Origin of the sequence: Pseudomonas sp. BR20 (assembly GCF_050780135.1) — a bacterium.
In the GTDB taxonomy this organism is placed as follows: domain Bacteria; phylum Pseudomonadota; class Gammaproteobacteria; order Pseudomonadales; family Pseudomonadaceae; genus Aquipseudomonas.
The window spans coordinates 6,486,659-6,508,276 of record NZ_CP172012.1 but is presented as its reverse complement, the minus strand read 5'-3'; the positions used below and the strand labels follow the sequence as shown (position 1 = coordinate 6,508,276).

Here is a 21,618-nt window from a genome sequence, read left to right as displayed (position 1 = left end):
TGAGACCAGGATCGCATCCTCCTCCCGAATATTTGGCAGCGCCCTTTATAGGGCTGTGGTGCCGCTGTGGATGATGAATTCATGTGTGAACAACTGAAAATCTCTGAAAGTATCGTAAGTACCAATCCGGCTTTCCCCGAGCTCAGTGCGAAGGATGCTGCGCTACAGGCAGTGAGCGCCAAGCTCCGTGACTGGGCAGAATCGGTGGTAGATGACCGCCAAGCTCTCCTGCAGGTCATGCTGCAACCTAGGAGCCTCGGAAATATTTCCACAAAGTACGTCTCCGAGGTCTTGGGGGTAGATCCGTTGCTGCTATCAACTCAGGATCCCTCTATCGCGTGCGTTTATCAGGCCATGGTTGCCGAAAATATCGTTATCGAGTCGTACCCCATCCGAGACAACGAGCTGCGTCGGAGGTTGTTGAATTGGTTTGAACCGCTCTCAGGTGACGATAAGCGAAATCTGCCTTTCACCAACGGAAAAATCGCGTTCGCGGGTGCGGTTGAGAACGCTGGCCCTGGTATGTATCGCGGGCGTGATTCTGAGCTGTTTATGTCTACCTGGGAGGACATTTCTACTCAGGTCTTGAAGCTGCAAGGCGCTGAAATCCCAGAAAGCTTCCCTGGCCGGAGGAAGAACTCGGCTGCGATCGCTGAGCTGATTCAAGAGTGGGTTGCCGAAGTCAGTGCAAGCCGTGATTTGCTGCTCCAGATTCCTTTGGTTCCGCGTGAGGGTGAGCCTCGGATACTGGTGGATTTCGTTGCCGAGCAGATTGGCGTGTCTGCCGCCGCCGTAAGAAATCACCGACATCTTGCGGAAGGCGTCATCGAAGCCATGGCCGAGCAGTTGATCGTCTTCCCTGGCCACAGCTCGTTTGAGTGTGACTGGCGCAGACGGTTGTTGCGCTGGTATGAGGGGCTGGATCAGCAGCAAAAGTGTGTCATCCCCACATTTGCCAACAAGATCAAGTGGAAGGGTTACCTCGATCAAATTGAAGAGTTCGCCAATCTCAAGGGCAATTGGAAGCTTCCTTTGATCGCGATCACCATGGACGAGATCACAACTGATCTTCTGTCTCTCGGCGTCCTCGCGAGCGAGTACAAAACCGTCGCTGAGCGCGACAGCGAGAAGCGACTCGCGGATGAGGCAGAGGCAGGTGCGGAGGCTGAGGACTCGACGCTGAAGCGTATGCAGGCCTACCGCAAAATGCTTGTCGAAAGTATTGCGGACTTGGCGCCCACGGACGGTCAGCCATTCTCACCCCTGTTGCACCTGTTTTCCGTTGCCTCGTTGGGATCGCACCGCGAATCCGGGATCACGAACTATCGGCTTGCATATTCACACTACCGCGACAGCCTCTTGGAGTCGGGACTTGAGGGGCACGAACCGCTGACCGAGATGGTCGGTGTTTACTCACTCGCCAGGTTCAAAAAATATCTTGAAACCCAGCTGATCGAGGGGAAGCTGACCACGCTCACGTGCAATTCGATTTTGAGCGGTGTGAGAAATGTCATGGAGACCGCAAAGCACACGGAGGGGCTGGGAATCGCTTCATACATTCCCGTTTCGGAGTTCGAAAAAACTTCTGAAACTGATCGTTACCGCCCTTACACCCCGAACGAGAGGAAGCGCATCAGCGATACGCTGGGCCTTGTGATTGATCGTACAAACACCTTGGCCCAGCCTTATGAGCGGCGTGGTCGAGGGGAAGATCCTCTCGATGCTTTGGGGCACGTGAAGCGGGGTTATGGCACGCTGGAGAACGCGTGGTGGATCTTTGAGAACAAGCTGGATTGCAAACCTATCGGTTTCAGTTCAAAGGACAGTGATGACCCTTACCAGGTCGCCTTTATTCGCATTATCAATAACTCGGATCAGTCGATTTACGACGTTTACCAAAGCTGGGGAGTGCTCTATACGCTTAACGCGAACACGTTGGCGCCTTATGTTGCCCGGCTGGCACAGGTGACAGGCCTTAACGCCGATTCGCTGCTTGGGTTGGACTGTGAGGACTTCGAAGAGCGCCATCGCCTTTCTAACCGACCGTGCCTCAGATACTGGAAGGAGCGTTCTACTGGCGCAAAAGAGTATCCGCTCGACATTTTTCAAGCGGAAATCTCCTGGCTTACGTCCTCTCAGGGTCGAGAAGTCCGGAAAATCTTTGCAGGCGTGATGGCGCTCACAGCCCAGCTGCGTGCTGAGGCAAGCCCTGAGGCGGCTACCCGCCTATTCATCTACAGAGATGGATCAACGAGAGCTCGTGGGGAGATCAAGGCGCTGGACGGATCTGGCCCTACCATTCTGAATAAAATGTTCAACCATTTTACGAAAAGTCACGGCTTGCTCACCGATAAGGGAGAGCCCCTCCAACTAACCGCCTCACGGCTTCGGCCAAGCTTTGTAAGTGAGTTAATCGAAAAGGGTGTCAGTCTGCGCGAGATCCAGGTGCTACTTGGTCATAAAAGCATGCGTACCACTGTGGTGTATCTGGACAGGCTCGATCTCAATCGCATGGCGCGTAAGGTGCTCGATGAAGCCCTGCGAGACATCCACAATCGAACGGTGCATACCGAGCCAATGGCCGCGCCGCGTGCAACACCGTCAGATGTCATTATCTTCAAAACTCCTTTGGGTGGGTGTCGCAATATCCTGAACCCTCCTGACTTTATCAAGAAGCTCAAAAGCTATATTCCGGGCAGACCTTGTTCGCTCTATAACAAGTGCCTGGGTTGCGATAACCGACTCATCACGAAAGCGAATCTGCCCGATCTTTTTGCGATGCGTCGAGATTATCTCCATGCCATTGAGTCATCGAGAGTCCTGGACACTCCTTACGGTGCAGTAATTTTGGAGAACCTGGCATTGCTCGAAGAGATCCTCGATCCAAAGTTCTCAGATTTTACGCCTGAAGAGCTGGCAGAGGCAGAGCAGCTGTCGGAATACATTGAAACGAGCGTGATGGTTGAGGGGACATTCCAATGAACGAAGCACATTTTGATTTGCTGTCAAAGTTCAGCTCTTTGCGCTCTTGGTTCGCTCCTCACGCTGACTCTACAGGAGTAGTGTTCAGGCAGCGGGCTGCAGACGAGACGTTAGCGGCCACGAGTGCAGTGGATGCCGCCGCGTACTATGAGGCATTGTTGATGCTGCCGGTAGCGAGGCCGAACCCAGAAACTGGAGTCCGTTCGTTGATTAAGGATATGGTCTGGGATTTCAATGGCGATTATCCCAACTCTCCCCGTAGCGTTAGAGGGGCGGCGCTACGAATGGACTGGTCTAAGTATACTGCAGTAAGCGCGTTGGTACTGCTTGAGATGAAAGTCGCGTTCTATCTTTATTACCTGGCCCCGTCGCATGTTTATGGTGGCCGAAAATCTAAGAACAAGAAAGCCACCTCGATCATCATGAATTTCTCAGCGGGCATGAGGTTTCTGGATCAAATGTCTCTCTGCGATCAAGAGGAGTTTGGGCGAGACTATGTCCAGCGTATTGAGACCGGCGTGCGGGGGTTTGACACCCTTTCTTATCGTGAAGCCGCAAAAAAAAACGAGTTTATCTTTAACTCTGCCTTGAAAGTGTTCTTTAACGTTATTCGTGCCCCGTATTTTGCTGAAAGCGTGTTCGGCGGGTTCCTGCCACATGTCGACCTGAACAAGCTTCAGTGGGCGCATATCGCTACAGAAAAGGCATCTGGGGCGACCGACAAGGTGGTAAGTGAGGTGCTGTCGAACAAAGTCTTCGAGCACTCTTCGTTAACAGCCTCCATGTTGATTGTGGATTTCTTGGCGACACTTGGTGAATCGGTAGTGGACATCGATAGCCTTCGGCGTCGTAACGCCAGGGCATTCAACCGTGCAGACGAGCATGAGCTGACCCCTCGCTTGCTCAACATGTACACGCTTATGCGTCTCAAACAGGCTGGCTATCCCGAGAATACTATCTCATCGGTCATGGGCGAGGTACCGGATGAATTGATGTGGCCTTTTCAACAGGAGGGTGCATCACTGGTCTCCGTTTCGACAGTGAAAAAGATCGCGGGCGGTCTAATCAATCGTATACTTCGTAAGTATCTTGACCAGGTCTACTACAGCTGCTGCTACATTGTGGCCCAGTACTCAGGTATGAGGCCCTCAGAGCTGTCTCAAATCACCTTTGAACATGCGCTTTCTGAGAGTGGCCAGTACTGGGTGCTCAATAGTCATGTCGTAAAGCACCGCAACGCCTACGGAAAGTTGTTCGATGATACTTGGGTGGCTATCCCGATTGTTCGCGATGCGGTGGCTGCAGCCAAAATTCTGGCTAAATATAAGCAGACGCCTTTCCTGTTTGCTCCTACAGATACAGTAGCGCCAGGCGCGAAACCGGTAGAGGTCAGCAGCGTGGGAATGAAGTACCACTTGATGTCCTTTTTTGAATATATTCTTCCTGAGGATGAGTATAAGGCGCTTGGTTTTTATCCGTATATGTTGCGCCACACCCTGGCTTATCAGCTCTACCGTGCTGAGGTAGGGTTGCCGTTCATCAGCCATCAATTAAAGCATTTTGGCGATATTATCGGTGGCTATTATAATCGGGGGTTTAGCGCTGTCACGTTGGTTTATGGGCATATTGGCGATTTAATCGAGATGGGAGGTCGTCAGGCCGGCAAGAGCAACAAATACCGGTTTATGGCAGAGAGGGAAGTAGTGCGGCTTCACTACGATCCGGAGGGCACATATGCTGGGGCAAACGGCGCTGCGCACAAAGCGAAGAACAAGGCGATGTTTAAAATGTACGAAGACGCGGGCTACACCTACGATGAAGTCATCAATGCCCTTGTAGCCCAAGGCATCGCAGTAGTGAACGTGGGTATGGGGATGTGCTACGGAGGTCGTGTTGAAGAGTTTGATGAAAGCTTGCCTTGTATCGGTGGGCTTCGCTGTAATCCTAACCGCTGCGCCAACTCGGTGATTACTAAGGCTCATGCTCCAAAGTGGAGAGAGATTTATACCCAGAATCGCGCGTTGCTCAATGACCCGTTCTATCAGGATCGCTTGGATCAAATCAATGAAGTCATTAACGAGGCCAAAGGGGTACTGGATTGGCTTGGCGAAGCTACGGAGCTTGAAGTATGAGCAGTCAACCATTTGATGCGCGCAATTCCGCCGACTACGACCGGATCACAGCTGTTCTAACAGAAGCGCTGGCCCTTATTTCGAGAGATGGCTCAATTAAGGCAACTGTTTCTGAGCTAAGCAGGATTTCTGGAGTCCATCGCAATACGATATACCTGCGTCAGTTTCCTCTGGACAAGCTTGCACTTATTAAAGAGCAACGCGCTCTAAAGAAGTTAGCACTTGCGCGTAAAAAAGTTAAACGCCAAGATCCAGTCAGTATCTTGGAAGACCGTCTAGAAAAAAGTCGTCTAGAAGTTGTATACTGGTTCAATAAGTATAGAGACTCTCAAGAGACGGCTGCTGTGCTGGATGCCCGTTTGGCTAAGGTTCGTGATGCACGAGACATGGCTCTACAGGATTCCAATGGACACCTGTCAAAAATTGGATCTCTTGAACACGAGATTGAGCGGCTCCGGGACGTCATTGCCGTCTTGGAGGCCGAAAACGCGGAGAAAGCGAATTGAAAGCATACCAAGACCTGCTAGCTGACGTGCTAAGCAATGGCGTCGAGAAAGGCGATCGCACCGGCACAGGCACACTGAGTGTCTTTGGTCGCCAATTCCGCCACAACCTGGAGGATGGCTTCCCGCTCCTCACCACCAAGAAGCTGCATTTCAAGAGCATCATCAACGAGATGATCTGGTTCCTGAACGGTGACACCAACACCAAATGGCTCAAGGAGCACGGTGTCCGCATCTGGGATGAGTGGGCGACTGAAGACGGTGACCTTGGCCCGATCTACGGTAAGCAGTGGACGGCCTGGCCTACCCAGGACGGCAAAACCATTAATCAGATCGACTATGTCGTCAATACGCTGAAGACGAACCCGAACAGCCGTCGCATCCTCTTCCATGGGTGGAACGTCGAGTACCTTCCCGATGAGTCGGTGAGCCCTCAGGAGAATGCCCGGAACGGGAAGATGGCTTTGCCACCGTGCCATCTGCTTTATCAATTCTATGTGGCAAATAATAAGTTGTCTGCGCACTTATATATTCGGTCTAGTGACCTATTGCTTGGCAATCCCTACAATTTGGCTGGAGTTAGTTTTCTAACCCATATGCTCGCACAGCAATGTGATTTGGGAGTTGGAGAAGTTATAGTTACCATGGGTGACGCGCACATTTACTTGAATCATATTGAACAAGTTAAGCTGCAACTTACTCGGGATCCGCGCCCTCTGCCGAATTTGGTTTTTAATCGTAAGCCAGCAAGTATCTATGACTACAAGTTTGAAGACTTCGAGATTGTAGGCTATGACCCACATCCTCATATTCCTGCTCCTGTATCGATCTAACTGAGTCAATGCCTGGCTAGCCAAATCTTGGTTGGCCAGGATGGGATATCGGTGGGCAAGACCAGGCCTAGCCTAATCGCTTTAGACGTCGCTCCTGCTGCGGCCTTGGAAGCGCTTAAAAACCGTTTGATCCAAGCACCTTCCTGCGGAACCTATCTCCAGGAAGGTCAGGGGATGTTGTCTATCATTGCCCAACGAACTGGAGGTTTGTGGATGTCTGATGTGCTCACAGAAGAGCAGATGCGGGATGCGCTATTCAGCGGCTTACCACCTAGCAGCTTCAAACCCAGGCAAAGCCCTGCAGCACCGAAGGCCTCTGAGCAACCGCGCCAAAGCAAATTGCGGGTTACCCTTCACGTCACCAAGGTGTTCGAAGGGCATATGGACGTTTTCGTTTATGAATCGAACACCCTGAGCCGATTGGTCGCTGAATTGGAGGCCAAGAACGCGGCGCGTAAGAAGAAGTACAAGTACATCGACGTTGTCTCCGTCCAACAGATCTGAGGATCAATGGCGGTAGCCGGGCAGGCCTGCTCCAAGTGGCTACTTCGATCTTGATATACCAGTGAGCTGCTATCTCTCGGACGACCTTCAGCGTAGGCTTCAGGTTATGCAGGACGCAATCAGGCAACCGCCAAGGAGTTCACATGTACCTCACGATCATGAAGCCACAAGCGCTTCAGCAAATCGCGGTGTTAGCCCGTGGATTGTGGATCGTTGAAGGCCCTGAAGGCTTCGTGCTTGTAATCAAGGCAGGGAAAGAGCTGATCCTAGCCGCTCAGCAAAGGCGTGAATTGAAGCTTTACCTCGCGCCATACAAGGCAGACGAGACGACGGGGCTTACGCTTCTCACAGCCTGCTTTGATGACCCACAAAGCCCGCTATTGATCAAAACCCCACTCATCCCTGGTGACCCTCTCACCGAGGCACTGCAGAGCTTCCCTGACGAGTTCAGTGTGTGCTTTTTCGACGAGCACAACCGTGAGCTGTTCAGTTGCAAGGCCCAGGCGAAGCTTGGTCAGCTCCGCAAGGAGCTCGGTACACTCAGCCCCATTGGAGCAGATCACTGGCCCAAGATGTATGAGCAGGCGGACAGATGGTTCAGCCTCACGACCTATGAGGACGACGCTCGTGCCACAACGGTGTTCCTAGAGGAGGATCTGTTCCCTTCGGACTATTTGATCACCGACCTTACCCGCCAGGACTTTCGAGGCTCCAAAGGCTTCTCCAATACACAGTTGGAGCGCACTGAGCCGGGTACGTTTCAGGAACTGGATATCATCTATCTGCTCCAGCGGGCATATACCTCCGAGCGGATCATCCATGGCCCCTTGAAGGTCTCCGATGGCGAGGAGCTGGCTGACGTAGTGGTAATGGGCGATGAAGTGACTTTACTGCTGCAGGCGAAGGACAGTCCCAATACCCCAGCGACGTTGAACACAACGCTTGAGAGAAAGCGAAAGAAGGCTACAAGTCAGTTGAAGAACGGTCTTCAGCAACTACGTGGCGCTATTTCAACGATCAAGCGAGAAGGCAATCCAGCCTTGGCGCTTGTGGACGGCACGCCCTTGGACATTGATCTTGCTGCACGCCCCCTAGTGGGAGTTGTCGTGGTCAGAGAGTTTTTTATCGACAACTACGATGAATACAGCACCATGATTTTGAAGTTCATGGATGAGGTCGGTGTCCGCGTCCTAGCCTTCGATTACAATGAGTTCGAGGTCATGACCCGCCACTGCCCTTCGGAAGATGCACTGCTGTCAGCGTTCTTCCAGATTTCCAAATGCGCTGAGGAAAGGCGCATCTATCCGAGGCTGCGCTTCACGGATCTGCCGCCGCGCTAAATCGAATCGGACAAGTGGAGAGCTTCTCTGCTCTTGCCCCACAACTCCCTTTCTAGCCAGGCAGTTCTTTGAGCCAGTAACGCCTGACAGTCGCTTCAGGCAAACCCAGCGCTCGACTCACCTCCGCCTTCGACATGCCACTGGCCTTGAGCTCTAGCACAGCTCGGATTCGGTCTGGACTGCTGGGTTTGCCTCGCGTGCGCTTCACCAGCCCTTCACCAGCGTCCCAGTGCTTCTTCAGGCCCTGCAAGCCTCCCAGGGCTATGAAGCCCTCCAAATCCTGCGAAGCCTTCGCCATGACATCGATAGGTGATGACCCATCTTGGAGGGCCTGACACAGTGCGACCAGAGCCACGAGGTCGAAATCTAGGGTCAGCGCGATCTTGCTCAGCTTGACCAAAGACACCTGCGTTTTCCCTTGCTCCAATCGCGACAGATTGGCTTGGGAACTGATCTCGGCGAGCTCCTCCTGGGCCGATCCTCTAAGGTCGCGCAGAGCTCGGACTATTGCTGCTATCTCGTTCTGCATGCTGAGCGCTCAAAACGAAGAATAGGGCCACAGCGCCATGCGTCGATAAATATCGAAAGCTGGCAATAATGGCGCTCATCGTTTATCGTGGGCCTACAGATGACAGCCTCGCCGCGTCCGGGCGACCGGCTAGGGAGTGATCAATTTATTAGAAAGTCGACGTCAGCAGGCTAGGGATGAAGCTTCACATACTGTCTGATTTACATTGTGAGTTCGCCGATTTCGTCCCCCCTGTGGTGGACTGTGACGTGGTCGTATTAGCCGGCGACATCCATGTGAAGTCCAGGGGGGCCAGATGGGCCAGCCTGGCCTTCAGCACGCCTGTCGTCTACGCCATGGGCAATCATGAGCACTACAGCGGGAATATAGATCGAACTCACAGCAAGCTGCTTGACGCTGCTGAGGCGCACGTCCACATCTTGGAAAATCAGGTTTTAGAGTACGGTGATGTGCAGTTTCTCTGTGCTACGGCTTGGACAAGCCTGGCCGCGACCGGAGACCCAGTAGCTGCTTCTTGGTGTGCTCGTGACTCACTGAATGACTTTCGCGCTATCCGTGTCGGTGAACAGTATCGGCGTTTGCGCCCTGATGACCTGATCGCGAGAAATCGAGAGACGAAGGAGTGGTTAGAGGCTCAGCTGTCGCTGCCATTCAACGGTAAGCGTGTAGTTGTGACTCACCATCCGCCCCTTATGAAGTTCGTGAGTGACCAAGGAGCCGATCCTCACTTGCGAGCAGCCTATGGCAACAATTGGGATGGCCTGATGAATTTTAAGATCGATCTATGGATCTTTGGCCATACCCACGAAGCCGTGGATGAGGTGGTTAACGGCATCCGGTTTGTGAGTAATCCTCGTGGTTATCCCAATGAAGAAACTGGCTTTCGGCCAGACCTAGTTGTCAGTGTATGAAGACTGACAGGGCTGCCGGCGTTTAGCTTTTTTCAGTAAGTGAGTAGGTTTCAAATTCGAACGTGATGGAGAATCCATGAGTTGTCTGAATTCCCAGGACTGGACGGCTGAGGGCGGAATACGACTGCCCAGTCCGGTGTCAGCTAAGTTAGCGATTGCGCAGGCCCATGATTGGGGTGCACTAGTGGACGCGTACTTGGTAGATGCAGCTGAAGTTGGCGATCGTTTCGTTGCGTATGTGTATGACGATCTTTCAGGGCAACTGGTTGATGGGATGACAATTGTCACACCCCCTAGTGAGGTGATAGCGGAGGTCGAAGGCATGGCGTTATTGCGGACAGTGTCAGGCAACGATCATTACGTCATGGTCAGCCGATTGCCTGCCGCCGCTTGAGTGCCCCCGCGTTGTCGAGGCCGCTGTCTCAGCCTGCTTCATTAGGCCCCACCATCATCTAATCCATTAATAGTTAATGTGTGTTTAAGGGAAGAAGCATGTCCGAGTTAAAAAAACTGACATTGACTGTTAAGAACTATGATGCTCAAGGGAGCGGTGATCTAGACGCTCTCTATCGACGTGTTAGATATGAAGATGAGCACGGCGCTACTCTCTATTTCAAAGAGGTTGTGATGCTGAAGTACCTTGTGAAGCATGGTGCTATGGCGACTGATGTTCCGCGAACTTGGTACTATAAGCATGCCTCAAAGAAATCGATAATTGTTGTCGCTTTTGAGAAGGCTGGTGGGAAAGTTGAGTGCGACTTGGATGATCTGCGAATTATTGCAAGGTCGACTTTGGTAAAGGGTGTGGTTATTTCGCTAGCAGCGGTTCCAGCTGGGATTATTGCTGCAACGGCAACCTTTGGAGTTGGGCTTGTCATTATTCCTATGTTTTTGTGGTATGGGTACAGGAACGTCTTCAAGCTTCCGAAAATGCTGGGTCGAAAAACGCTGGTGGATGAATTTTTAAAATTTGGCGTTACTCTGCGGTAGCTTGGTTTTTTGGTTGTTGAACTTGATTCTCGTTAGAGTGGCTGGCTGTCTTGCGGACGCTGAACAGCGAAGGAAACTCAGATGAAGACCAATGCCGTTATCTTTGACGCCTTCGGAACGCTGGTCGAGATACAGCAGCCGACACATCCGTTTCGACAGTTGCTTCGAGAGGGGCGGCGTCAAGGCCGCTTGCCTCGCGCTGATGACATTCGAACGATCATGACCCGTTGCCTTTCTCTAAGCGAGGCTGCGCTGGCCTTTGGTATCAAGATCTCGCCCTCCCAACTCGCATTTCTTGATCAATGCTTGGAGGAAGAGCTGGCAAGCATTCAGCCTTATCCAGACGCGGTTGAGGCCGTTGGGCTACTGCAAGCTGCGGGGGTGAGACTGGCCGTATGTTCAAACCTGGCAATGGCCTACGGCCCCGTAGTGGAAAGGATTTTCCCGCACCTTGGGGCCTATGGTTTCAGCTATCGCATTGGTGTTATGAAACCGCAAGCCGCCATCTACCAGCACACCTGCGATCTGCTTAATGTCCGGCCAGAAAATGAGCTCAGCGGTCAGAGACGGATCGTCATGATTGGCGACTCAGAAAGGTGTGATCGGAATGGGCCTGGCCAGGTCGGTATCAGAGGTTACCTGTTGCGCAGGAATGGAGACGGGGCTTCCAATCTTTCCCATTTTGCACGATCAGTGCTGAGTGATAGGTAGCTGCGAGCAGATCTTCAATTCGATGGTAAGCGTGGCGTCTGAGCTGATGGGCCGAGCTAGGAGGTGGCCCTGTCCATGCGTGCCAACGGTCAGTGGGTTGGGAGGCTAGTGCCTAGAACGAGGCTTGAAAGCGCGCTGGTAGCCCCAGGCGTGGATCAGGGCCGCTACGATGCGCACCACTATGACTTCAACCAACAGCCAAGCCAGGACAATGAGTGTGTCTAGGCCGCATGCGTGCAGATCATGGCTGTTCGGCACAATCGCTGAAGGGTTGAAGTCTATGGGTAATTGCACAGACTTGCCCACCCATTTGCATTCGACCTGACCAGTCATTTGCATCGGGCTTGACCAGCATAATTCGTAGACATGACCGGCAGAGATCGGCCAATGCTGTTGAAAAAGTCGGTCATCCGAAACTGCCTGATTATTGACCGGTGAAAACGCCTTTTTTGCACGCTGCTACGTCAAATCTGAGCCCTACCTCAAGCAGCCATCAACTAGTAATTCAGTTCTCATCTAAATTATATAGCTATTGCTTATAAGACTAGTTTGCCCGAGACGAACGTTTTCAATTGGGGCCGTAAATCATAAAAACCGGTACCTGATAGAGGCGCTTAAAACGCATCCGTTGCGTTTGATCCGAGTTTTTTATTGGCCGGTTTCTCATAATTGTTACAAATCACTCGCAGCTAAAATTTTTTTTGCAGGGAAGCTTGCGCTGTTTTTAAACGATGCTATACCAAAGAAAGATCATTCTGCCATCACGTTAAATATCATCCCTGGCTGAGGTTTGCGAGCATACCACGGTGGTTTCTTATCAAGGATAACTGTATGAAGTCCCATTTTCTCACAAAGCAGCCATCAATAAGTAAATATGGATATAGGTTTTTTATGGTGAGGCGATTAGCTGTATTAATACCAATTGGATTTGTTCTGGCTTCATGCGCTCACTACACCCCCTATACTATAAAAACCCAAACGAGCTCGATACAACCTACCCCAACCCCCGTTGTATTTAATAAGCCTGCATACTCCTCGCCGGAAATGTCCATATACAAAGATATTGACTCAAAATCTTATTATGTCGTTCCCGCTTTTTTTGGGGTTGTGCCTTTGAGCGGAGACCTTGCTGAGGCAATATCTCTAGAGCGCTCAGATGGAAGGCATATGATATTAATAGGAGTGGTAAGCAATACTTTCGATATGCTCAAGGATGGGGAGAACGCGATTTCTAATACAGGTGATAGTCATGCGAAAATTAAGTACTACCCAATTACTCAAGCCGCAATCCGGCCTCTAACTGAGGCTCTTGATCCTGCTTCTATAACCATATCGATAGTAGATGGAGTTCGATCGTCACAGTCCTCATATGAAATGTTGATAGCACTGCAAGTAAAGGGGGCGGATAATATTAAATCGATTAAATCAATGCTATCAATGAATAGCGGTGTGATTTTTGAACTGACGTACCCGATCCGAACAGCAACCGACTCAAGTATCCTCCAAAAACAAATTTCCACGCAAGTCAACTTAAGAAACATTGATGTTACGAGCCTTACAAAATAACTCTGAATAGGTAAAGTGCGATGACTATAATGATATACGAAACTGTTGGTATCTCAGCCTACATGACAGTATACAAGGATTCGGATGATCCCAAATTATTTTATTACTGCCCGAAATTCGCGGAAGTTTCCAAGCGCCAAAATGGCGATTTGAATTTTGGTGCAAGATTATTTGCCAAGAACAAGAATGATCCAAATGACGGATTTGCGATTTATAACTTCGGGGTGACTGGGGTTTCACCATCTGTAGATTTTAAGGATATATTGAGTCAACTTAATGCTAACTATGGCCCAGGAGTAAAGCTTGCAGTCATATCACCTGACTCTGTATCGCCCTCATTAGAGTCTCTTACTGAGGGAATTTATAGAAGCATAAAATGCCAAGCTAAAGGGGTGAATTTATATACGGACTTGGCTTGCTCCTTTACCATTGATGAGTTAATGGAACCGGACATGTCTCATTATTTCCAGAAAACAGGTGCCGGCTGGTCTGGAGTGATTTACTTCTCTGTTCGCACAAAGAAAACTGATTTTTCTTGGTCAATCACCGCGAACTGGCACAGAATTCAAGAGCATTTTCGATCTCAAGCAAGTGTTAAGTACTGGTATGTAAGCGCCAATATTTCATATGAAACGCAAAAACTTATACAGTCTGATGCACTACACATCGATATAACCGGCGGAACCCCTTCCCAAAAGGAAAAAATTTATACTTTTGCCGAGAAAATCGCAACACGCTTGTTTGAGCCTACGTTACAAGAGAATCCATTACCAGCTCACCCTTCCGGTTCAATATTTTGTTATAGCCTTAACTACTCCAAAATAGAAGAAGATAAGACTTCAGTTTGGACTGGAGTTGAACGTGACTTCGAAGTTAAAGACCTCGGGATTGCAGTGTACGTTGGCAATATCGACAAAAAATATTTCAGCGGATATGACGGCGCCTCGTTAACTTATGACAGAGACGGGCAACCCGATTTTCAAGACTATATTGATCCTTCTACAGGTAAAAGCATTAAACACTGAATTCTATTTGGAGTATTGAAATGCCGAGACCAGTCATAAATTGGCCTTTAGTTTCTGCGAATACGCCATTATTCGCAGATCTAGACAATCCAAATTTAATTCACTTTGGGCCGATCGCAACGTGGGATGCACTTGACTCACGAGCCATTGGAAATAAAGCAACAGTTCTGCATGGAGAAATAGACCTGCAAGTTACAAGCGCTGAACTTATGAGATTGCAAGGCGTATTTCCTGGGAAGCAATTTGCTCCTTTAGTCGCGCAAGACGTCACTGGAAATCTATCAGTGAAAATTGAAACTACTTATCATCACAATATCGTCGCTACACTAATCCCCTCATTCCCATTTCCCAAAGTATCTTTCAATGCAACAATTTACACAGATGACCCTTTGCATAGTAGTCTCATATCAGAAATCTCTCAGAAGTGGCTAGACAAAAACCTGATATCCGGAGGGTTAGTTCTTTCTTATTCAATGGTGAGTTGTAATTTCTCAGCACAGATATTAATTGATACTTCGCTCGCTCTTCAAGAGATTAGTGGATCAATGAGTAATCATGGTTGGAGCAAAATAAGTCTACTTAAAGGAATATCAAAAGCAATTGACAAAAACAGCTCAATTTGGATTGCAAATCGATCTCCTCTCCAAGGGCAAATCAAAAACCTCATCGAAATACAAGATTATCTGACTCAGCAGTTGTTCACGGCGCTAGCTCGGGAGGTTGGAGATGTACTTGTGTTTGACAATGGAGATAGGCTGGAGAAATTTGAATTAATTGATAAGACTCAGTTGTCGAAGACCCTTTCATGGCGAACTACAAGTTCCGAAAGTATCATTAATGAGATGATTTTTTTTAGCGAATCTTAGCGAGGATTATCTCGATGATATAAGAACGTAACGACTGACGTGCCGTTTACGTTTTTTCTTAAAATTAATTATAGGCCTCATAACGCATTTATCGGACTTGCTTGAGGCGTAGCTCATTTTCGAGTGGTAACCTACTATATTTAGGAGCGGTTTCGATAAAACCTTGACCGACCACGGTTCGATTAAGGCGGATCGATAATAGTTGTAGTGCGATTTTCTTTTAGAGCTCGAAGGTGCTGTTTAACTTGCGACGATTTTTAATCGATCGTGGGGATTCGCCACGGGCAGCTATGGGTCGAAAGCGGGCGCTCGCGTGAGGCTGTTATCCGCCCCGCTTAAGAGTGAGTGATCTCACCGCACTGCAGACCGACGGGCTGACTAGCAATTTAGCTTTTGCCCGACTACCACTCAGCTTTCGTCTCCCATGACGCTAGAAAGTCACCTCAACTGCACAATTTGAGAACCCCACTCAGGCTCTGGAGCCCCTCGTGCCCTCAATTCAGCGAAGACTTGCGCAGAACACTCACCGTAACCCGAATAGCCGAGTTTGATAGCAGACATACCATCTTCCTCCCGAACGTAGGTAGCGTCCGCTCCTGCTTGCAGAAGCAACATAGCGATCTCACTTCCCTTTTTCTTTCCGGCACTGCACGCGTGGAGCAAGGGCGTCAGCCCGTAGCGATCGACCTGGTCAATGGGTGCGCCGACCTCGATAAGAAATTTCACGAAGGCAATACGAAGCTTGTCCACTGCCGCCTCCATAGCGCCGTCCAGACTTGCGCCTGCATCCGCTAGCAACTTGGCTGCAGCAATCGTCCCGTTGTACACCGCCGATATCATTGCTGTACGGCCGAACTTATCTTTCAGGTCGACCTCTGCTCCGCGTTTGAGCAGCAACTTCCCAAGCTTTAAGTCGCCCCTTCCGCAGACCGACGCCAGCGGCGTTGAGAGTTCACCCGTACCATTGGGGTTTCCTCCATGGTCGAGCGCATGCAGGAGTATTTCCTCCCTGCCGTAATAGGCGGCTTTGTCGAGCACGCTGTGGGGATCAGCTTCAAAGTCATAGTCATGCCCAATGAAATCCAGAAGCTGCTGCAGGTCACAATCACGCATGAGGTTGCTGAGATCGTTTCTAAAACTCAATTCGCTCATTCAGACAAGTCCATTTGTTAGAAGTGAGTTTACGGGTGTTCAATGGATGGCAAAATAGTAGCAGACGATCTTGAGATATCGCTGAGTACGCACGCTCTCGATCAAAAAAATTGAAGGCTTGCATCAAGTAGGAGGGCTTGTTAACCCCATAGATTAAAGTTTACTGGGTTTTTATTGGCTTGCGCACCTAGTTCCGTAGACACCCGAAGGCCGCTTTTGGCCGTTCTCTGCCGATCATGGTTACAACGCGTGCTGGTTGAATCCGATGCAATCGTTGGTCAGAGCGAATGCACGTGACTGGTCAGGTCGAACTCAAACGGGTGGTCAAGTGGAGCGCAATTTCGCAGCCGTTGTATAGGGTGTCGGGATGCCCTATACACAGAGTACGAGAGACGACCAGACCATTATCACAAGAGGCTGAAGCATGAATGAACTTAAGATTGTCGGACGATGCGTTCGCTCCCCAATCGGCTGCTGGAGTGCTAGGTATCGCTGTTTTCAGGGGCGTTACGAGCATATGTTTTCGATCGCGCTTGAAGTGTTTGGAAGTCGGAGGAAGGCGCAGCGATGGCTTGTGAGGTCTGTAGTAGGTGTAGGCCGTCAGGCATCCTGCATGGTGCTGTGTACACCTGTGGGATACGCAGATGCCCATGGCGAGCTATTACGGATGGATCACGGTATGTATGCCTAAGCAGGTGGGCCTGTTGCAGACTTGGAATTCTGAGTCCGAGGTGTATCAGGTTTGAGCACGCATTTCAGGATGAGGGGGATTACCTCCCATTGACAGAGCTAGAGCCGCACGCCGCAAAGCCCGGAACCTGGGAGATTTGCAGTTTGCCAAGGTCTTCAGTTATCTCGCCAGGGATTACCTCAATGCAAAAGATCTCGTTTCAAGACAGTAAGATTGAAGTGTTTTCGATAAGAATTTGACCAATTATCGCATCTTTTCAAAGATTTTAAGCGTCTGGTGCCGGATTGCCAAAAAGCCAATTCTGCTACCGTTCGTCGCCAAAGACCGTTTTATTTCCACCCCCCCCTCTTGAAAATTTTTAAGCGAGACGGAGTTCTTATATTTGAGAGCAAGAGAAAAGCTGCAGTGGCCCAGGCACCGATTTTCTTACAGGATCCCACCGGCTTTACGTCTGATATTTACGGCTTCTAAATCACACGGGTTGAGGGTCTGGTGTGAAGCTGAGGTTGGAATGGGTGGGCCGGGGGCCAAGGAGAAATCGCTTTCCTTTGTAGCCGCAGGCTGCTGCTTACGCTTTGACGTCAAACCAATAGGGCTTTTTTGCTGGGATCAGTCCGTCTGAAATTCCACCCGTCTCGGACAACAGGCGTCTGCAAGCGTCCGTCGCCTTCAATGTTCTAGCAAGACGCACCCGGTGACCTACTGCGCGCTTCGAAAATTCGGATATGTAAACTAAATTTTTGATCTGTAAACCTCGGCGGTTAACACGTCAAAAAAATGGTTTACAGGTGGATCTGGATTCTCGCCGCGCTTCGGACGATGTTGCCAATTTATTGATGAATGCGAGCCCGACATCGGATCCTATGGCCCCACTGTCTGATCGTCAGCTCTGGTCTATCGTCTGCGAAGCCTATGGGGATGATCTCCCTGTAATCCTTCGATCGATTGTAAGCGCCTCATGGATTGTGTTGGCCTGTCTGCCCGATTTTGATCGCAACTGTGCGGACATCCATTCGCCTGATTCGCTGCACTCTTGCATCATTTCTGCGAACTCCAAGGGGGGTAATGGGCTCGGAGCTTTCTTGTCCTGCATCTACCCCCACATGACCTTAAGGAGACCGGTATTGTTATGGGCTAGTCTTGCCTCTACATCTACCTATGCCACAGAGCAACGGAAGGTTGACTCCTGATTGAGCACTTCAAAGCAGACTAGAGACTGAAAAACGTGACCGATACAGAAGATACTACCGGCTCGAAGGTTTCCGCTATGCGCTTTGCACGCGCCATCGTCAGCATGACCTATCCAATTGTCTCTGCGTACGAGTTCGATACCCTTCAGGAGGAGACGGTTATCCGGGGGCGGTGGGACGCATCCACTATCTACCTCATTGTTCAGCGCCCGCTCACCTACTTCGATAACGTAACGTTTGACGACAAATACATCCGGTTCGAGATAGCAGATGGGGACAAGCCGTCGCTGCCATGCAGAGTAAATCTGGTCGCCGCTGGTATCTGCCAAGATGGTGAAACGATCGACATACAGGTGGGTTTCTATTCTGACGAATCGAACGATCAGCAGCCTATTCGAAATGTAGGCGGGTTTAAGCTTTACCGGGAAAACGGTGATTTCATTGTGTGGTGGAGCCCGCAGAAATTGCTCTATGAGATGCTAGTTAAGGGGCTGGAGATTGAGGTCGCTGAGGGCTTTGACCCGCTCTGTTTCCTGGATTTCAAGGTGCACTACATCGGAAAGAGCTTCTCGCAAAAAGTCTGGGAACGACTCACCGGTCACGAGAAGATGCAGCGCATCTTGACCCGCGAACGCGAGGTAGGGAAAGCGCCTGAGGCGCGTGTTCAACTTGAGACATCTCTTGTGATCCTCCAGATTACTGGAGTGGATGACATGCCAATGTTAGGCGGTGCGGCTGACCATCCTATGGCCGGCCCTGATCCTATTGTGCTTTCACTGGATGATAATGAAGAATCAGTTGAACGGTTTATGGCTGAGCCAAACGTCGTACTAGGTGACGAGGCTCTGACTCGCGAGGTGGAGGCATATCTCATAAGTCTATTCAAACCGAGCTACAACGGAATTCTGTTCGATAAATACCCGTATATCAAAGGAGGGATGCGCTCACTAGGATACAGTTGGACAGAGATTGATCTCGAATCAGTGCCTGCGTTTCTGTATACCAGCAGCTTTTCAATGGTGCCGAAGATCGATTGAGACTGCCACCTAGCCTAGAGCTCATCCGAAAGCATGAACGTAGGATCTATTTCGCTACGAAGCCCAGTATCTGCGCTGTCTGCACAATGGCGTGATCCATGGGAGGCCCGTTCGAACTTCCAATCGTTATCTCTCAGGGGCCACGGAGCTTTCTTGTTCTGCATGTGATCTCCGATGACCTCAGGCAGTGGCGCGGATCGCCATCGGAATCTTTCATTGATCTCAAAACGGAATCGAGCTCTTGACCAGAAATCCAGTTGAACGGGCCCTCATGTCACGAGGGGTAGACAGTGCGTTGGCCAGGAAGCTTCGGGAGGAGAAGTGGACGCTCGCAAAGCTCCAAATGCAACGTCCGGAGAAACTGCTCGAACTGGGGCTCAGTGAAAGCGCCGTGCCCGTGATTCTCGGGAAGGGCAGGCCGCCGATACCACCGGACGTCCTCATCAAGACGCTTTATGACAATCGCTGGCTTTGCTGTGTGTGTCGAGACGCTGAGAGCCCAGTCATCGTTCATCACATCAAACCATGGGCGGAAAGTCGCGATCATTCTCCGGCCAACCTCGCAGTTCTTTGCTCCATCCATCATGGGGAGGCGCATTCCACGCATTCTCTGGAACTTACGCTCACAGCTGACCGACTCAAGGCGCAGAAGGCGGTCTGGGAACAGGAGGTGAGTCGACTCGATCCCCTGGCCATATTCACATCTACCCAGCTGATGAGCTGTCAGTGGTGGTACTTCAACCATTTCAGAGTGTTCGAAATCGCTCAGCAGGTTGGAGTGGACATCACTCAGCTCGATGGCTTTCAGAGTGCGTTGCGCAACGCCGCGTGTGATGAGGACGGCTTCCTTTCCTCTAGGGCGGGCGTTTTGTACGTGGGACAAGCGCTCTCGCTCTCACTGTATCGATACATGACCAACATGTTGCGGGCCATCATGGCGTTCGCCTGCGTCAGGAATATTTCGGATGACTTAGACCGGGGCACTCTCGGTTTTCTTGTCACACCTGGCGACCTGGTGTTCATCCAGGGGGCATATACCTTCTCTGGCATGTCAGATTGCGGCTCGGGAGCTGACTTGGTCAGGGGGCGTCGATCCGTCAACAATGTCGAAATCTCCTTCGTGTTCGATAGAAATGAGGGAACTTCGGGTTCAGCCCGCACCAACTGGCTCTTGGGGGTGCAGACCTTGGGCTGTCTGCTGCGTGTAAACAGCATCCAAAGGAATGTTCAGGGAGACCTGATTATCGAGGCTACAGTCTTGGCGATCCGTAGCGCCCATCATGAGCTTAAGGGAAGGCTCTACGAGATTGGTCTCTACCAAAGCGGCCTCATAGGTCATGAGGCTGAAGATGAGGAATTGTAGGATTTCGATTTTGAGGGCGATGAAGACAGTGGCGAAAGTGACGCCGCGCTTCACTTGTAGTTCGGGCTCCTCTGTCCTATCCCAATGCCTGAATGTCAGGCATTATCGAGCTAGCTCGCTGTGGTGATTTGCCATCGGACTAGTTGAGGCGGAGGGTAAGGATGAAGGACTCATTTTCAAGGCGTCACGGTTTTTCGCAGGTCGATGAAGCCGAAATCACCGTCCGGGAAGACGCACCGCAAGCGCTGCAGGAGTACCTGATTCAATTGAGCTACGAATGTGGTCTCAAGCCCTCAGACCTTCGCCAAATCATCTGTCAGACCTTGAAAGTTTTGCCCGATAAGCAGAACTGGAGTGAGAGACCCAATATCCATGAGGAAAACGTTCAGCGGCTTGAGCAGTGCAGGTGGTTCAAGGTGTATGACGTCATTGAGCGGCTCGATGACTACCTCGGCAACCGTAGATATGATTCTGGCGTGTACGAACACTTCACTACTGATTTGAACGAGTTCTTCATCGAGCACGGTATAGGGTGGAAGCTGCTTGATGGTCGAATCGAAATCCGTGGTTCTGAATCCTTTGAGCAGGTTTTGACCTCGGCAAAAGACACAGAGCATCAACACGGGCACGTCACGGCCAGCAAAGAATTGCACCAGGCGATCGCCGACCTCTCACGCCGACCGTCTCCAGACCCTACGGGAGCCATTCAGCACGCCATGGCCTCGCTGGAGTGCGTCGCTCGGCAGGTCACTGGTGACCAACAAGCGACCTTGGGCAAGATCATGAATGATTGCCGAACGTTGATTCCAACACCGTTGGATCAGGCAGTCATTAAAACCTGGGCGTACGCCTCGGAGTTCGGACGGCACATCCAAGAAGGGCGTGAACCTTCTTTTGAGGATGCTGAGCTCGTTGTTGGCCTGTGCGCCTCGGTCAGCAGCTATCTGATCAAAAAATCGAAGTGATTCCAACCGGTAGCCTTTCCATCGTAGATTGGGAATGATCCGCCGATGCCTGCATCGGTTTAAGAAGCCTGGTCACGCTTATCCGTTGCGACCCAAGCATAACGGACTCAAGATACTGGAGAAGCAAGCCCGAGCTCAATCAGCGCTGGGACTCGCCAGGCAATTCGAGCGTCAAATGGGGTGGTTTTTGTCCCTGTTTTGGTGGCTTATGCTTCATCTGAAATAACCAGTCCTCACTTCCCATCATGGGATTTCACCTTGTATAACGCAGGTCGTGACGCTATAGTGGGTGTGCGGGAAATAAGAGCAGGGCTCCGAGATCATCAGG

At 50.7% G+C, this 21,618-nt stretch carries 18 protein-coding genes; 16 read left to right on the top strand and 2 right to left on the bottom strand.

Features of this window, described 5'->3' with window-relative positions:
• Positions 1-66: 66 nt before the first annotated feature.
• The 6 genes from ACHPFG_RS30045 (at position 67) to ACHPFG_RS30020 (ending at position 8,294) form a co-directional block, all read left to right on the top strand.
• Positions 67-2,982, top strand: a complete 2,916-nt coding sequence (locus ACHPFG_RS30045; RefSeq protein ID WP_431701214.1) for a tyrosine-type recombinase/integrase — start codon at positions 67-69, stop codon at positions 2,980-2,982.
• Positions 2,979-5,114, top strand: a complete 2,136-nt coding sequence (locus ACHPFG_RS30040) for a tyrosine-type recombinase/integrase (RefSeq protein ID WP_431701213.1) — start codon at positions 2,979-2,981, stop codon at positions 5,112-5,114. Before ACHPFG_RS30045 ends, ACHPFG_RS30040 begins: the two co-directional genes overlap by 4 nt.
• Entirely contained in the window at positions 5,111-5,620 is a 510-nt protein-coding gene (locus ACHPFG_RS30035; RefSeq protein WP_186607217.1) for a hypothetical protein, read from the top strand. The genes ACHPFG_RS30040 and ACHPFG_RS30035 overlap by 4 nt, the downstream gene beginning before the upstream one ends.
• Positions 5,617-6,450: a thymidylate synthase gene (locus ACHPFG_RS30030; protein WP_431701212.1), complete on the top strand. Its 834-nt coding sequence runs from the start codon at positions 5,617-5,619 to the stop codon at positions 6,448-6,450. The genes ACHPFG_RS30035 and ACHPFG_RS30030 overlap by 4 nt, the downstream gene beginning before the upstream one ends.
• 213 nt (positions 6,451-6,663) lie before the next feature.
• Positions 6,664-6,954 carry a hypothetical protein gene (locus ACHPFG_RS30025; protein ID WP_431701211.1) on the top strand — a complete coding sequence of 97 codons (291 nt, stop codon included), beginning with the start codon at positions 6,664-6,666 and terminating at the stop codon, positions 6,952-6,954.
• Between the two features lie 143 nt (positions 6,955-7,097).
• A complete protein-coding gene (locus ACHPFG_RS30020) occupies positions 7,098-8,294 on the top strand; it encodes a hypothetical protein (RefSeq protein ID WP_431701210.1) in 1,197 nt (398 codons plus the stop codon).
• A gap of 52 nt (positions 8,295-8,346) precedes the next feature.
• On the opposite strand, the gene ACHPFG_RS30015 is transcribed toward ACHPFG_RS30020, so the two are convergent.
• Complete coding sequence (locus ACHPFG_RS30015; protein WP_093466079.1) at positions 8,347-8,823, bottom strand: helix-turn-helix domain-containing protein; 477 nt, start codon at positions 8,821-8,823, stop codon at positions 8,347-8,349.
• Positions 8,824-8,999: 176 nt separating this feature from the next.
• Between ACHPFG_RS30015 and ACHPFG_RS30010 the strand changes: the two genes are divergently transcribed.
• From ACHPFG_RS30010 to ACHPFG_RS29980, 7 genes are all read left to right on the top strand, one after another.
• On the top strand, positions 9,000-9,734 hold the full coding sequence (locus ACHPFG_RS30010) for a metallophosphoesterase (protein WP_260368226.1): 735 nt from the start codon (positions 9,000-9,002) through the stop codon (positions 9,732-9,734).
• 76 nt (positions 9,735-9,810) lie between these two features.
• Positions 9,811-10,128: a hypothetical protein gene (locus tag ACHPFG_RS30005; protein ID WP_431701209.1), complete on the top strand. Its 318-nt coding sequence runs from the start codon at positions 9,811-9,813 to the stop codon at positions 10,126-10,128.
• 98 nt (positions 10,129-10,226) lie between these two features.
• Positions 10,227-10,724 (top strand): hypothetical protein, encoded by a 498-nt coding sequence (locus ACHPFG_RS30000; RefSeq protein WP_431701208.1) that lies wholly within the window; start codon positions 10,227-10,229, stop codon positions 10,722-10,724.
• A gap of 81 nt (positions 10,725-10,805) precedes the next feature.
• Entirely contained in the window at positions 10,806-11,435 is a 630-nt protein-coding gene (locus ACHPFG_RS29995) for an HAD family hydrolase (RefSeq protein ID WP_431701207.1), read from the top strand.
• Between the two features lie 831 nt (positions 11,436-12,266).
• Positions 12,267-13,001, top strand: coding sequence for a hypothetical protein (locus ACHPFG_RS29990; protein WP_431701206.1), 735 nt, complete (start codon positions 12,267-12,269; stop codon positions 12,999-13,001).
• 20 nt (positions 13,002-13,021) lie between these two features.
• A complete protein-coding gene (locus tag ACHPFG_RS29985) occupies positions 13,022-14,026 on the top strand; it encodes a hypothetical protein (protein ID WP_431701205.1) in 1,005 nt (334 codons plus the stop codon).
• Positions 14,027-14,046: 20 nt separating this feature from the next.
• Positions 14,047-14,892, top strand: a complete 846-nt coding sequence (locus tag ACHPFG_RS29980) for a hypothetical protein (RefSeq protein WP_431701204.1) — start codon at positions 14,047-14,049, stop codon at positions 14,890-14,892.
• 438 nt (positions 14,893-15,330) lie between these two features.
• Here the strand turns inward: ACHPFG_RS29980 and ACHPFG_RS29975 are convergent, their stop codons facing one another.
• On the bottom strand, positions 15,331-16,044 hold the full coding sequence (locus ACHPFG_RS29975; RefSeq protein WP_431701203.1) for an ankyrin repeat domain-containing protein: 714 nt from the start codon (positions 16,042-16,044) through the stop codon (positions 15,331-15,333).
• A 1,916-nt stretch (positions 16,045-17,960) separates the two neighbouring features.
• Here ACHPFG_RS29975 and ACHPFG_RS29970 point away from each other — a divergent pair.
• The 3 genes from ACHPFG_RS29970 (at position 17,961) to ACHPFG_RS29960 (ending at position 21,290) form a co-directional block, all read left to right on the top strand.
• Positions 17,961-18,962 carry a hypothetical protein gene (locus tag ACHPFG_RS29970; RefSeq protein ID WP_431701202.1) on the top strand — a complete coding sequence of 334 codons (1,002 nt, stop codon included), beginning with the start codon at positions 17,961-17,963 and terminating at the stop codon, positions 18,960-18,962.
• A 343-nt stretch (positions 18,963-19,305) separates the two neighbouring features.
• The gene (locus ACHPFG_RS29965; RefSeq protein WP_431701201.1) at positions 19,306-20,325 is read left to right on the top strand and encodes an HNH endonuclease; all 1,020 of its coding nucleotides are present in this window, start codon (positions 19,306-19,308) and stop codon (positions 20,323-20,325) included.
• A 161-nt stretch (positions 20,326-20,486) separates the two neighbouring features.
• Complete coding sequence (locus ACHPFG_RS29960; RefSeq protein WP_431701200.1) at positions 20,487-21,290, top strand: AbiJ-NTD4 domain-containing protein; 804 nt, start codon at positions 20,487-20,489, stop codon at positions 21,288-21,290.
• The last annotated feature ends 328 nt before the right edge of the window (positions 21,291-21,618 follow it).